Source organism: Dactylosporangium darangshiense, from assembly GCF_039537565.1.
In the GTDB taxonomy this organism is placed as follows: Bacteria; Actinomycetota; Actinomycetes; order Mycobacteriales; family Micromonosporaceae; genus Dactylosporangium; species Dactylosporangium darangshiense.
Genome location: NZ_BAABAT010000004.1, coordinates 221,632 through 234,926, shown reverse-complemented (window position 1 = coordinate 234,926; position 13,295 = coordinate 221,632). Strand labels below are relative to the sequence as shown.

At 72.6% G+C, this 13,295-nt stretch carries 13 protein-coding genes; 5 read left to right on the top strand and 8 right to left on the bottom strand.

Annotated elements, in window-relative coordinates; translation table 11 throughout:
* Positions 1-39: 39 nt before the first annotated feature.
* The 3 genes from ABD901_RS10930 to ABD901_RS10920 are packed head-to-tail and all read right to left on the bottom strand — an operon-like array spanning position 40 to position 2,728.
* Positions 40-750, bottom strand: coding sequence for a hypothetical protein (locus ABD901_RS10930; protein WP_345124023.1), 711 nt, complete (start codon positions 748-750; stop codon positions 40-42).
* Between the two features lie 57 nt (positions 751-807).
* A complete protein-coding gene (locus tag ABD901_RS10925) occupies positions 808-1,722 on the bottom strand; it encodes an SDR family NAD(P)-dependent oxidoreductase (RefSeq protein WP_345124020.1) in 915 nt (304 codons plus the stop codon).
* 52 nt (positions 1,723-1,774) lie between these two features.
* A complete protein-coding gene (locus tag ABD901_RS10920) occupies positions 1,775-2,728 on the bottom strand; it encodes an HpcH/HpaI aldolase/citrate lyase family protein (RefSeq protein WP_345124018.1) in 954 nt (317 codons plus the stop codon).
* A 75-nt stretch (positions 2,729-2,803) separates the two neighbouring features.
* Here ABD901_RS10920 and ABD901_RS10915 point away from each other — a divergent pair, with 75 nt between their 5' ends.
* On the top strand, positions 2,804-3,628 hold the full coding sequence (locus ABD901_RS10915) for an SDR family NAD(P)-dependent oxidoreductase (protein WP_345124016.1): 825 nt from the start codon (positions 2,804-2,806) through the stop codon (positions 3,626-3,628).
* Positions 3,629-4,051: 423 nt separating this feature from the next.
* Here ABD901_RS10915 and ABD901_RS10910 read toward each other — a convergent pair whose 3' ends face one another.
* Positions 4,052-4,729 carry a hypothetical protein gene (locus ABD901_RS10910; RefSeq protein WP_345124014.1) on the bottom strand — a complete coding sequence of 226 codons (678 nt, stop codon included), beginning with the start codon at positions 4,727-4,729 and terminating at the stop codon, positions 4,052-4,054.
* A gap of 36 nt (positions 4,730-4,765) precedes the next feature.
* Positions 4,766-5,653, bottom strand: a complete 888-nt coding sequence (amrA, locus tag ABD901_RS10905) for an AmmeMemoRadiSam system protein A (protein ID WP_345124012.1) — start codon at positions 5,651-5,653, stop codon at positions 4,766-4,768.
* A gap of 280 nt (positions 5,654-5,933) precedes the next feature.
* Between amrA and ABD901_RS10900 the strand changes: the two genes are divergently transcribed.
* On the top strand, positions 5,934-6,869 hold the full coding sequence (locus tag ABD901_RS10900) for a DMT family transporter (protein ID WP_345124010.1): 936 nt from the start codon (positions 5,934-5,936) through the stop codon (positions 6,867-6,869).
* Between the two features lie 8 nt (positions 6,870-6,877).
* On the opposite strand, the gene ABD901_RS10895 is transcribed toward ABD901_RS10900, so the two are convergent.
* Positions 6,878-7,735: a PhzF family phenazine biosynthesis protein gene (locus tag ABD901_RS10895; protein ID WP_345124008.1), complete on the bottom strand. Its 858-nt coding sequence runs from the start codon at positions 7,733-7,735 to the stop codon at positions 6,878-6,880.
* Between the two features lie 81 nt (positions 7,736-7,816).
* On the opposite strand from ABD901_RS10895, the gene ABD901_RS10890 reads away from it, so the two are divergent.
* The 3 genes from ABD901_RS10890 (at position 7,817) to ABD901_RS10880 (ending at position 10,990) form a co-directional block, all read left to right on the top strand.
* Positions 7,817-9,139, top strand: coding sequence for a magnesium transporter MgtE N-terminal domain-containing protein (locus ABD901_RS10890; RefSeq protein WP_345124007.1), 1,323 nt, complete (start codon positions 7,817-7,819; stop codon positions 9,137-9,139).
* On the top strand, positions 9,132-9,731 hold the full coding sequence (locus ABD901_RS10885) for a DUF1003 domain-containing protein (RefSeq protein ID WP_345124006.1): 600 nt from the start codon (positions 9,132-9,134) through the stop codon (positions 9,729-9,731). Before ABD901_RS10890 ends, ABD901_RS10885 begins: the two co-directional genes overlap by 8 nt.
* 116 nt (positions 9,732-9,847) lie before the next feature.
* Entirely contained in the window at positions 9,848-10,990 is a 1,143-nt protein-coding gene (locus tag ABD901_RS10880; RefSeq protein ID WP_345124005.1) for a P-loop NTPase, read from the top strand.
* Between the two features lie 379 nt (positions 10,991-11,369).
* On the opposite strand, the gene ABD901_RS10875 is transcribed toward ABD901_RS10880, so the two are convergent.
* Together ABD901_RS10875 and ABD901_RS10870 are read right to left on the bottom strand one after the other, a co-directional pair.
* Positions 11,370-11,792, bottom strand: coding sequence for a Sec-independent protein translocase subunit TatB (locus tag ABD901_RS10875; protein WP_345124591.1), 423 nt, complete (start codon positions 11,790-11,792; stop codon positions 11,370-11,372).
* Between the two features lie 74 nt (positions 11,793-11,866).
* Positions 11,867-13,225 carry a S1C family serine protease gene (locus ABD901_RS10870; RefSeq protein WP_345124003.1) on the bottom strand — a complete coding sequence of 453 codons (1,359 nt, stop codon included), beginning with the start codon at positions 13,223-13,225 and terminating at the stop codon, positions 11,867-11,869.
* Positions 13,226-13,295 lie beyond the last annotated feature (70 nt).

Genomic DNA, 13,295 nt, shown 5'->3' with positions numbered 1-13,295 from the left:
CGATAGTAGGAACGGCACCGGCCCGGCCGCGTCAGGCGATCAGGTGGCCTGGCGGGCTAGCGTGCCCCGCAGCCGCTCCAGCTCCTCCGGCGTGCCGATCGCCGCCCGCCGCTCGGGGTGGTCGAGGTAGGCGTGGATCGAGCGGAACAGGAACCACAGCGACACGTCGAGCGGGACGATCTGCCCCGGCTGGAAGCGCTTGATCGGCCGGCCGCGCACCTGCTCCGGGTGTACCAGCGTCCACTGCGGACGGTCCGGCCCGGCCTCCAGCGCCGTCCACGGCACGAACGTGCGCCCGCCGTCGATCGCGACGCCGTCGGGCGTGATCAGCAGCGGCCCGCTGCGGACCATGCGGATGAGCAGCAGGCCGACCGCGCAGGCGTTGAGCGCCAGGATGGCCCAGGACAGTGTCGGCACGACCCGGCCGGGCACCCGCAGGCCGTTGAGCGCCATGAGCAGCAGCGCGGAGCTGAGCAGGCCGTTGAAGACGCACTGGCGGCGGAAGGCGGGACGGGCGCCGAAGACGACCGTCCCGTCGTACACGACCAGGCGAAAGGTCTGGGGGCCGCGGGTGGTCCGGGTGAGCTGCACCAGCCCGACGACGATGCCGAGCGTCGTCAGCGGCTGCAGCACCAGGACCAGCGGCAGGAACGCCTCGGGCTCGCCGGCGAGCAGCACGACGCCGACCGCCGACCCGACGGCGACCGGCGGGCCGAGCAGCACCACGTAATCCCCGGCACGTGCCCCCATGCCGCCGAGCCTAGCCAGCCAACCTGATGATTGGCTGACCGCCGAGCTGTGGGGCGATTAACGGTACTGCGCCTCGCGCACGGAGTTGCCGCCGTCCACGACGAGCATCTGGCCGGTGATGTAGGACGCGCCCGGCGAGCACAGGAACGCGATCGTCGAGGCCACCTCCTCCGGCGTGCCCGGGCGCCCCATCGGCGTGCCGAAGCCCTGCTTCAGCTCGACCAGCGTGGACGCGCCGGTGTGGATGATGCCGGGCGCGACCGCGTTGACCGTGATGCCGTCGGCGACGAGCTCCATCGCCAGCGCCCGGGTCAGCCCGACCACGCCGGCCTTCGCGGCCGCGTAGCCGGCCTCGGCGGGCAGCGCGTTGACCGGCCCGGCGGTCGCGGCGAGGTTGACGATCCGGCCCCAGCCGTGCTCGGCCATGCCGCCCACGAAGGCGCGGCTGACCAGGAACGCGGTGGTGAGGTTGCGGTCGATCTCGGCGCGCCACTCCTCGTAGGTCAGCTGCGCGACCGGGCGCAGCACCTCCGGGCTCGCCTTGCTGGCCAGGCCGGCGTTGTTGACCAGGACGTCGACCGGGCCGAGCTGGTCGGTGATGGCGTCGGCCAGCGCGCCGACCTCGGCCTCGACGGTGAGGTCGGCGACGAAGCCGATGACGCCGAGCTCGCTGGCCCGGTCGTGGATGCGCCGCGTGGTGGACACGATCGCGACCGCGGCACCCATCTGCTTGAGCCGGCGGGCGGTCGCGTAGCCGATGCCGTCGGGGCTGCCCGCGCCGGTGACCAGGGCGATCCGCCCGTCGAGCCGGTCGACGGCGGTCGGGGTCTCCTCACCGACGGGCTCGCCAGCGAGCTCCGGTCCGCCACTGGACGGTACGGCTCGCAGGGTGCGCCGCGCGGAGGACGGCCGGCTCGCGTCGCGCCGGCCGCTCTTACCGGCGGGGCCGCTGGAACGTAGGTCGGGTGCCATAGGGCAAATCCTGCCTGCCGGACACACTGCCGGGCAATGCGACGCGCGTTTCTCAGTTCGGCGGGGTGAACGCGGAGGTGCGTTTCATCCCCGCAGCCCGCCCCTTCGCCGACACGACCAGCGCCATCTTGCGTGACGCCTCGTCGATCATCTCGTCGCCGAGCATGACCGCGCCGAGGCGGCCGCCCTGCTCGGACGTGGAGTAGTCGTAGGCGTCGAGGATCAGCTCGGCGTGGTCGTAGTCCTCCTGCGCGGGTGAGTAGACCTCGTTCGCCGCGTCGATCTGCCCCGGGTGCAGCACCCACTTGCCGTCGAACCCGAGTGCGGCGCTGCGCCCGGCGACCTCCCGGAACGCGTCCACGTCGCGGATCTGCAGGAACGGCCCGTCGATGGCCTGCAGGTCGTGCATGCGGGCGGCCATCAGGATGCGCATGAGGATGTAGTGGTACGGGTCGCCCGGGTACCCGGGGATGAGCGCCCCGACGACCAGCGACTTCATGTTGATCGAGGCCATGAAGTCGGCCGGCCCGAAGATGATGGTCTCGATGCGCGGGCTGGCCGCGGCGATCGCGTCGACGTCGACCAGCCCGGCCGCGTTCTCGATCTGTGCCTCGATGCCGATCTTGCCGACCGGCAGCCCGATGGTCTTCTCGATCTGGGTCAGCGTCAGGTCGAGCCACTGCACCTGCCCGGCGTTCTGCACCTTCGGCAGCATGATGCAGTCGAGGTTCTCGCCGGCGCCCTCGACGACCTCGATGACGTCGCGGTACGTCCACGGCGTGGTCAGGTCGTTGACCCGCACGACCCGGGCCTTGCCGCCCCAGTCCCCGTCGTTGAGTGCGGCCACGATGTTCTTGCGCGCGTCGGGCTTGGCCAGCGGCGCGACGGCGTCCTCCAGGTCGAGGAACACCTGGTCGGCGGGCAACCCCTGCGCCTTGCCGAGCATCTTCACGCTCGATCCGGGCACGGCGAGACACGAGCGGCGCGGACGTCCGAGGGCGGCCATGGCGAGGCTCCTTAGCAAGGGTTAAGGGCGGATACCAGACGGTAACCTCGACGCGTGAGTACGCAGAATGCCCCTGTGGGAGATCTCACCGGGCGTACGGTGGTCATCACCGGTGCCTCCTCCGGAATCGGCCTCGCCGCCGCCATTGACATGGCGCGCCGCGGCGCCAACACGGTCCTCGTGGGCCGCAACCCCGACCGCCTCGAGGCTGCGGCGGCCACCGTGCGGGAGGCCGCGGGCGGGCGCACCGTCCCGGCGTACCGCAGCGACTTCGCCCACCTCGACGACGTGCACGTGCTCGTCGACCACCTGCGCCAGCGGTACGAGCGCATCGACGTGCTCGCCAACAACGCGGGCGGCGTCGTGCGCGGCCACCAGGTGACCTCCGACGGCTTCGACGCAACCCTCCAAACCAACCATCTAGCCGCTTTCCTGTTGAGTAACCTCCTGCGCGAGCAGCTCCGCGGCGGCCGGATCATCAGCACCGCCTCCGGCGCGCACGCGATGGGCGCCCTGGACCCGTCCGACCTGCGCGGCACCCACCGCCACGGCCTGTGGCGCCAGTACGGTTCGGCGAAGCAGGCCAACATCCTCTTCGCCGCCGAGGCCGCCCGCCGCTGGCCGGACATCATGTCAGCGTCGTACCACCCCGGCTTCGTCCGCAGCCGTTTCGGCTCGACGATCGGCATCCCTTGGATGGCGCGCCTGGCCCCGTTCGCCCGTACCCCGGAGCGCGGCGCCGACACGCTGGTGTGGCTGGCGGCAACGCCGCCGGTTCAGCTCACGTCGGGCGGCTACTACGTGGACCGCAAGCTCTCCCGCCCGAACCGCGAGACCTCCTCCCCCACTTTGGCGGCGCGCCTGTGGGACGAGAGCCTCGCCGCGGTCGGCCTCGCTTAGCGCGGCGTTTCCAGGCCCTCGACGGCATTATGTTTCCGCGATCATGAAAATCTGGCCCGAAAGCAGGGCAGAAACGCATGATCGCGGAAACATAATGCCGCGCTGGCCCGGAGCGCACCCTGCAGGCGCCGTCGTACTCCGCGGGTGCGTGACCGGCGGCATCTACCGTTGGGCAACTTAACGTAACGTGATGTGACTTCTCGTAATCGCCTTCGAGATCAGTTTTTCGGCGGGTGCTAGCATTGCAAGCAGAAAGGTCCGGGGCGCGCGAGGCCGTCTATCGCTCTCCACTCGCGTCTTCGTCATTGACGTCTTTGTGGATTGCGGTCGGCATTCGGTTCACGGGCAGCTTTGGCGGCCGGTTCACGGGCAGCTTTAGCGGCGTGGATTGCGGGCAGCTTTAGCGTGGGTTGGCGGGCAGCTTTAGCGGCGTGGGTTGCGGGTGGCGCCGCGCACCTTGTGAAGCCGGAACGGCCGCCGCGGGATGCGCGTCGCCGGCGTCGGCCGCGGCGGCGCGGCCTGGCTGTCGTCCGGCATCGGCGCGGTGCCGCCGACCGGCGTCAGCCGGCAGACGACGCAGCGCTCCGCCCACGCCCGGGCGAGGTCCTCGGCCCCGCCGGCGCCGTTGAGCCGCTTGCCGGCCAGCTGCGGGACGAGTTCGGCCCACGCCTCGTCGTCGGGCGCGATCCGGCTCACCTCGGCGGGGAACGTCACGATGCGCCCGCCGTGGTCGCCGCGCAGGCTCACCTCGACGGCCGCCCCTGCTCGCGCGGCGTCCGCTCGCGCCGCGTCCGCGATCGCGGCGGCCTCCGCGCCTGCCCTGCCTGCCACGGCCGCGCGCGCCCCGCCTGCGGTCGCTGCACGCGCACCGTCCGCAGTCGCGGCGCCTGCCGTGCGCGGGCCGTCCGCGATCGCTGCGCTTGGCACGCCCGCGGCCTCTGCTAGGCCGGGCACCGACTGCTCGCCCTCGCCGGTCACGACCAGCAGCGCGCCGCCGAGCCAGGCGCACCACACCAGCTTCGCCGGGCGGCCGCCGACGGCGACCCAGGCGACCGCGGCCTTCTTCGCCGCCTCCTCCACGAGCGCGTCCACGCTCTTCATCCAATCACGCCGCAGGCGCCGCCGGCAGCGCTGTCGTCACGCTTCGTGCCCACCGGCCCCGAGGCCAGGACCGTCCGCCGCGCCGCCGATCCCACCCGCAGCGTCGCCAGGCCCGGACGCAAGACCGCCAGGACCGCCTGCCACGCCACCAGGCCCGCCTGCCACGCCACCAGGCTCGCCCGAGGCGCCGCCGGGCCCGCCCGCCGCGCCGTCAGGGCCGGACGCCGCGCCGTCAGGGCCGGACGCGACGCCACCAGGGCCGCCTGCGGCGGCGTCAGGGTCGGGCGCGACGCCGTCGATCGTGGCCGGGCTGCTGGTCACGGCCGTCGCAACCAGGGGCAGCGCCGCCCGCGGGGCGTGGTTGTGGAACTCCGTCGAGCCGTACCGCGACGCCCGAAGCCCCGCCGGCCAGCCGACCTCGGGCCAGCCGCCCTTGCGCAGCAACGCCGCCAAGAACAGCTCCGGGTCGGTCACCTTCGCCCACACCGACGGCAGGAACGTCGCGCGGCGGCCGTCGTCGGTGAGCAGGATCAGGCCGTCCACTCCGGGGCGCAGCGCGGCGAGCAGGTCGTCGCGGGATTCGGAGGCGATCGGCTCGGGGCGGTCCAGCACGGAGACCTTGACGTCCAGCGACGGCCAGTCCAGGGGCGTGACCGGCGGCAGCCGCGGGTCGTTCATCGCGCGCATCGCGTTTTGGACCACGTCGCGGTGCAACGGGCGGACCGGCTCCAGGCTGCCGACGCAGCCGCGCAGGGCGCCGTTGCGTTCGAGGGTTACGAACGTGGCGCCGTCGTCGTGGAGCGGGCTGTCGGGCGGGATGCGCGCGCTGAGGCGTTTGCCGGTGAGCCGCGCGTGGACCGCGTCCGCCGCCAGGCGGGCGAGAAAATGGCCATCCGTCAGCGACAGCGCCGCCGTCACGGTCACGGCACCAGCATAGGCGCACCCACGAGGTCCGGTACCTCGTCAAGCGATTCGATCACCGCGCCCCGCCGGTCCGTCTCGGCGTCGGGGGCGCAGCTAAACGGCGGTCAGGCCGAAGCGGGACGCGCCGGTGAGCTCCCGGCCTCCGCCGTCGCCGGCGTACCGGCAGCGGCAACCGGTCGGCCAGGTCGACGCCGAACGACCGTTCGGCCCCCATCACATCCTCCGAACGGTCTACCTGGCCGTGCGAGCACCCGGTGTCGGATCAACGACAATTCGCACCATGCGCCAGGTCGGACTCACCACGTTCATTGCGCTCGCCATCGCGATCGTCGCCGTCTCGGCATCGGCGCCGCTGATTGCGTTCGCGGCGGCGCCGGCGCTGGCGATCGCGTTCTGGCGCAACGCGGCGGGCGCGGCCGTGCTCGCGCCGGCGGCGCTCATCCGCCGCCGAGGGCAGCTGCGCGACCTGCTGCGGCCGGGCGGGCGGCGGACGTTGGGGGTCACCGCGCTGTCCGGAGTCTGCCTGGCGGTGCACTTCGGCACGTGGGTGCCCAGCGCGAAGCTGACCAGCGTGGCGATGTCGGTGGCGCTGGTCAGCACCACCCCGGTCTGGACGGCGCTGATCTCGGCGGCCCGCGGCGTGCGGGTCCCCGGGCGCACCTGGGCCGGCATCGCGGTCGCGGTCGCCGGGGTGGCGCTGGCCACCGGCGCCGACCCGCAGCTGTCGGGGCGGGCCCTGCTGGGCGACGCGCTGGCGCTGGCCGGCGGGATCGCCGCCGCCGGGTACACGCTGCTCGGCGAGCGCGCCCGCACGGAGCTCGCCACGACGACGTACGCCACGATCTGCTACTCCGTCTGCGCCGCCCTGCTCGCGATCGTGTGCGCGGCGGACACGACGAAGCTCTGGGGGTACGACGGAAGGACCGTGCTCGCCATCGCCGCCATGGTGGCCGGGCCCCAGCTGCTCGGCCACACGCTGGTCAACTACGCGCTACACCGGGTGAGTGCCACGACCGTCGCGGTGCTGCTTCTGCTGGAGGTGCCGGGCGCGCTGTGCATCGCGTGGCTGTGGCTGGACCAGCTGCCGCCTGCGCGCACGCTGCCGGGCATCGCGGTGCTGCTGGCCGGCGTGGCCGTGGTCGTGCTCGGCGGCCGGCGCCGTTCGCGCACCGAGCGTGAGGTGGCGATCACGCCCGAGGCCATCGGCATGCCGTGACGGCGCCGTCAGCCCACGAACGGCGGGACCACCATCTCGCCCGACGCGATCGGCACGACGTGACCCGAGACGGTGGCTGACACGGCCGAGCCGCCGCTTGCGGTCACCGAGCAGTGCAGCGCCGAGGGCCGATGGATTTCCAAACCCTGGGCGATCTCGTACTCCGAGACGCCGTCGCCCGGCAACAAGCCGCTGGACACCAGCCAGACCCCCAACCCCAGCGCCGCCGATCCCGTCGCCGGGTCCTCGGCCACGCCCACCTCGGGCACGAGCACCCGCACGTGCGCGAAGCGCCGCTCGGCGTCCCAGTGGAACACGCTCAGGTTGTCCACGAGCGAGCCGGGGCGCACGCGGGCGACGGCGTCCTCGGTGACGGAGAGGAACGTGAACTCCAGGCCGCAGCCGGCGCTGCGCGGCGCGGGGCCGGCGAAGTCGGCCTCGGTGAGCCCGATCGCGGACAGGAGCGGCACGTGGTCGAGCGCGTGGCCGACGGTCGGCTTGCCGCCGGTGACGGTCGCCGCGCCGTGTACCTCGTCGATGTGGATCGGGATGAGGCCGGCGCCGCACTCCTGTACCACGTCGGGGCCCTTGACGATCCCGTTGCGCAGCAGCGTCACCGCGCAGCCGACGCTCGGATGGCCGGCGAAGGGCAGCTCGGTGCCCGGTGTGAAGATCCGCACACGGTACGTCGCTTCCGGGCTCGACGGCGGCAGCACGAAGATCGTCTCGCTGAGGTTGAACTCGCGCGCGATCGCCTGCATCTGCTCCCGGGCGAGGTCCTGCGCGTCGAAGACGATCGCCAGGGCGTTGCCGGTGAACGGGCGGTCGGTGAAGACGTCGACGATGCTGTACCGCAGGAGGCTCATAGTTGGCAGCCTAGGCCGCGCGGGCCCGGCAGGTTCGGTCCAACCGCAACGCGGTGGATTCCTTAAGTAGGCTTGATTCTTGTGAGCACTGCGCCGCGGGTCTACATCGCGCGCCTCGCGGGCCTGAGCGTGTTCGATCCGAACGGCGACCAGGTCGGGCGGGTGCGCGATGCTGTCGCGCGGGCCCGCACCGGCAACCAGCCGCCCCGCGTGGTCGGGCTGGTCGCCGAGATGGTGATGCGCCGGCGCATCTTCCTGCCGATCGGGCGCATCACCGCGATCGAGCCCGACGCCGTGGTGCTCAACACCGGCACGCTCAACCTGCGCCGCTTCGAGAAGCGCCCGGGCGAGCTGCTGGTGCTCGAGGACTTCATGGACCGGCACGTCACCGTGGTGGCGACCGGTCGTACCGGCGCCGTCGTCGATGTGGCCATGGACGCCGACCGCACCGGCGAGTGGGCGCTGTCGCGGGTCGCGGTGCGCGAGTTCACCGGCCGCCTCACCCGCCGCGGCCACCTCAACCAGCTCGAGTGGAACGAGGTGTCTGGCCTGGCCGGCGAGCCGCAGACGCAGGGCACCGCCGGGCTGCTCGCCGTGCTGGACAACATGCGCCCGGCCGACCTCGCCAACGTGCTGCAGGACCTGTCCGAGGCCCGGCGCGTCGAGGTCGCCGCGGCGCTGGACGACGAGCGCCTCGCCGACGTCCTGGAGGAGCTGCCCGAGCACGACCAGATCGAGATCATCACGGCGCTGGAGCCACAGCGCGCCGCCGACATCCTGGAGGAGATGGACCCGGACGACGCCGCCGACCTGCTGGCCGAGATGCCCAAGCCGGAGCAGGAGGTGCTGCTGGACCTGATGGAGCCGGACGAGGCTTCGCCGGTGCGGGCCCTGTTGGAGTACGCGCCGGGGACCGCCGGCTCCGTCATGACCTCCGAGCCGATCGTCATGGCGCCCGACGCCACGGTGGCGGAGGCCCTCGCCCGCATCCGCGAGCCGCAGCTGTCCCCCGCGGTCGCCGCCGGCGTCTTCGTCACGCGGCCGCCGATGGCCACCCCCACCGGGCGGTACCTCGGCGTCGTGCACTTCCAGCGCCTGCTGCGCGAGCCCCCGTCGGCGCTGCTCGGCGGGGTCGTCGACAACGGCATCGACCCGCTCGACCCCGACACCACGCTCGCCGAGATCACTCGCCGGATGGCGACCTACAACCTGGTGGTGATGCCCGTGGTCGACGACAACGACAAGCTGGTCGGCGCCGTCACCGTCGACGACGTGCTCGACCACCTGCTGCCCGAGGACTGGCGCGACCGCGACCACGCCGAGCCGCTGACCATCGCGATGCCCGGCGTCGCCGGTGCGCCGGCGCCGGCCACCACGCCCGGCAACGGCGGCGACCGTGGCTGAGCGGCGGCGGGGCCTGGACCAGCCGCGGGACAGCCGCATCACGCTGCCCCGGTTCGACCCGGAGGCCTTCGGCCAGTGGTCGGAGGGCATCGCGCGCTTCATGGGCACGGCGAAGTTCCTCGTCTACATGACGATCGTGATCCTGGCCTGGATCGCCTGGAACACGCTCACGCCGAGAAGCTGGCAGTTCGACCCGTACACCTTCACGTTCCTCACGCTCATCCTCTCCCTGCAGGCCTCCTACGCGGCGCCGCTGATCCTGCTCGCGCAGAACCGGCAGGCCGACCGGGACCGCCTGGCGTCCGAGGAGGACCGGCGGCGGGCGGCGGCGCAGAAGGCCGACACGGAGTACCTGGCGCGGGAGATCGCCGCCCTGCGCATCGCCCTCGGCGAGGTGGCCACGCGCGACTTCCTGCGCTCGGAGCTGGCGCGGGTGGCGGAGGAGCTCGACGAGGCCGCCGACCGGCGGGCGAAGGCGGAGCGCAAGAAGGTCCGCAAGGCGCTCGGCTCGCTGTCCGATCCGCTGGGAACGTCGCTGGACGAACCGGACGATACGGTCGACACGGACGAGCCGCCGCGGCGCCGCAGGTGATTGCGCCGCGTGCCCCAAGGGGCGGGGCGCGCGGCGTCTGCTGTCGATTGTGACGTGCTCCTCCCGCGTTTCGCCATCACGCGGGAAGGGGCTAGATCCGCAGTAGCATGGCACACATGTCAGCCCCGGCCACCACCGTTGAGGACGCGATCACCGCCGCGCTCGCGACCGTCGACGACCCCGAGATCCGCCGCCCCATCACCGAGCTGGGGATGGTCCGCGACATCACCCTGCGCCCGGACGGGGTCGCCGCGATCGGCATCCTGCTCACGGTGGCCGGCTGCCCGCTGAAGGACAAGTTGCGCACCGACATCACGCGCGCGGTCGGCGCCGTCACGGGTGTCACCGGCGTCGAGATCGACTTCGGCGTCATGACCCCCGAGCAGCGCAAGACCCTGCAGACCAGCCTGCGCGGCGACGTGCAGGAGCCGGTCATCCCGTTCTCCCAGCCCGGCTCGCGCACCCGCGTCTACGCCGTGGCCAGCGGCAAGGGCGGCGTCGGCAAGTCGAGCGTCACGGTCAACCTGGCGGCGGCCCTGGCCGCCCGCGGCCTGTCGGTCGGCGTGGTCGACGCCGACATCTACGGCCACTCGGTCCCCCGCATGCTCGGCGCCGACGGCCGCCCCACCCAGGTCGAGTCCATGATCATGCCCCCCTCCGCCCACGGCGTGAAGGTCATCTCGATCGGCATGTTCACCCCGGGCAACACCGCCGTCGTCTGGCGCGGCCCGATGCTCCACCGCGCTCTGCAGCAGTTCCTCGCCGACGTGTACTGGGGCGAGCTCGACGTCCTGCTGCTCGACCTCCCGCCCGGCACCGGCGACGTGGCCATCTCCCTGGCCCAGCTCCTGCCGTCGGCCGAGATCCTGGTCGTGACCACCCCGCAGGCCGCCGCCGCCGAGGTCGCGGAGCGGGCCGGCTCGATCGCCCTGCAGACCCACCAGCGCATCGTCGGCGTCGTGGAGAACATGTCCTGGCTCGAACTGCCCGACGGCACGCGCATGGAGGTCTTCGGCGCGGGCGGCGGCCAGACGGTGGCGGACTCCCTGACCCGCCTCGTCGGCGCGAAGGTACCGCTGCTGGGCCAGATCCCGCTCGACACCCGCCTGCGCGAGGCCGGCGACACGGGCCTGCCGCTCGTCCTGGCCACCCCGGAGGCCCCGGCCGCGGCCGCGCTGACGTCGGTTGCGGACAAGCTCGCCCTGCGCCGCGAGAGCCTGGTCGGCAAGCCCCTGGGCCTGAAGCCCGCCGGCCGCTGACGGGTCGCGCTCCTCACGGCCGCCTGCGCGAGCCAAGATCGCCGCCGGCACCGGGCTCGGCTGGAGTGCGCCCCGGACGCGGCCCGCACTGGTCTCGGCGTCCTCGGTGGCCTCGGGTGGCCTCGGCGGCCAACGAGTTCTCCCTGCGCCGCGAAAGCCTGGCCGATGGGTTCCCGGGAGGCGGGATTGCGGCGCTGGGACCGCTGGCCGGGGCCGGAGGGCAGAGAGCCGCTGGGCCGGAGCCGGGGGACCGAGCCGGAGGTGCTAGGCCGGGGCTGCGGGAGAGTGCCGCTGGCCCGGAGCTTCTGGGCCGGAGCCAGGGGCGGGGGCAGAGATGCTGAGCCGAGCAGGTGCCTGGGCACGCGGCCCAGGGCGCGGGTCAGGTGACGTCGTCCCAGGAGGCGCGGATCGCGGGCTGCTGTGCCGGGGCCGGCGTCGCGGCGGACGGCGACGTGACCGACTTGGCGGCCGACGCGGCGGACTCGGCGTCGCGCTTGACCTGGTCGGCGACGCCGCGCACGTCGTCGTAGATGCCCTGCAGCGGCTTGCGCAGCGCGGCCTCGTCCTCCTCGCTCAGCAGGTGCTTGCGCAGGAAGGTCTTCGGGTGCAGGTCCTCGAGCTGGATGTCGGTGCCCAGCTCCTTGCTGAGGTCGCCGGTCGCGTTGCGTGCCATCTGGCGGAGCTGACGCAGCATCTTCACGCCGTCGCTGATCGCCTTCGGCAGCCGGTCGGGGCCGAAGATGAACAGCCCGACCAGGATGATCACGATGAACTCCCAGCCGCCGATGTTCTCCAAGCCCATGTACCGGCCCTCCCCCTCGCGCTCCAGCCGCAAGACTACGCACTCCAGGGGCGGTTCCGGGAGTGGCTGTCAGGTCACTTCGCGTCGGCGACCAGGGTTACGGATGCTTTGGCTCTTGTGGTACCGCGGAGGTATTGAATTTCCACGGTGTCTCCGGGCGCGTATTTGCGCACGAGCGCCGTGAGGTCCCACGACTCCTCGATCGGCTTGCCGTTCACGGCCATGACCACGTCGCCGGCCTTGAGCCCGCCGGCCTCGGCCGGTCCGCCGGCCTCGACCTGCGACAGGCGAGCGCCGCCGAGCGGGTTCTGGTACGACGTGTCGACCGTCACACCCATCACGGTGCGGCGGGCCTTGCCGGTGTTGATGATGTCGGTGGCGATGCGGCGGGCGTGGTTGATCGGGATTGCGAACGCGAGGCCGACGTTGCCTGCGCTGGACTGGTCCTCGGACAGGGTGCCGATGACGGAGTTGATGCCGATCACACGGCCGCCGGCGTCGAAGAGCGGGCCGCCGGAGTTGCCCTGGTTGACGGCGGCGTCGGTCTGGATTGCCGAGTAGTACCGCGCGGCGCCGCCCTCGCTGGTGCGGATGGGGCGGTCGAGGTAGCTGACCACGCCGTACGTCACCGTGCTGGTCAGGCCCAGCGGCGCGCCGACGGCGACGACGGGGTCGCCGACCTGCACCTGGTCGGAGTTGCCGAACTCGACGGGCACGAGCTTGCCCTCAGGCAGGCCGTTGGTGTCGATCTTCAGCACGGCGATGTCGGACTCGGGGTCGCTGCCGATGACCTTGGCCGTGGCGACGGTGGCGTCACTGAAACGCACGGTAGCGGTGTTGTTACCGCCCTCGACGACGTGGTTGTTGGTGATGACGTGGCCGTCGGCGGAGACGACGAACCCGGAGCCGAGCGACGTGCCGTTGCCGACGCGCATGCTGATCGTGACGACGCTCGGGAGCACCTTCTTGACCAGGGTCGCGAGCGACTCGGGCGCGCGGTTGTTCAGCGGGGCGTTGCCGACCTGGCCGCTGCCGAGCTGGCCGCCGCCCCCGCCGACCGCGAAGACGTAGCCGAGCGTGCCGCCGAGAGCGCCGGCGAGCAGGGCCGTGACGATCGACACGACGAGTACCAGACCAATGCCCACGCGCGGGCCGGGGGACGGCGGCGGCGGTTTCTCCAGTTCCGGAGCCTCGTCCGGAGGGGTCTTGACCACCACGACGGGTGCGTCGGGGTCGCGCCACGGGTCGGCGAGCGCGTCGGACCACCAGCTGTTGGGCGCCGGCTGCGGCGCTGCCGACTGGGGCGCGTTGGGTGCGGCCCACGTCGGGCGCGCCCCCCAGCCGCTGTTGCTGGCCGGCGCGCCGGGGCCCGGCTGACGCCAGGCCGAACCGTCTGTCACGATCGGCTCCTCCGTCCGTTTCGCATCCAGCATTACACGACCCGGCTTCGAGCATGCGGGGGCGAGGTCTCCTAGGCTTGCGGCCATCGACTCATGTAGAGGG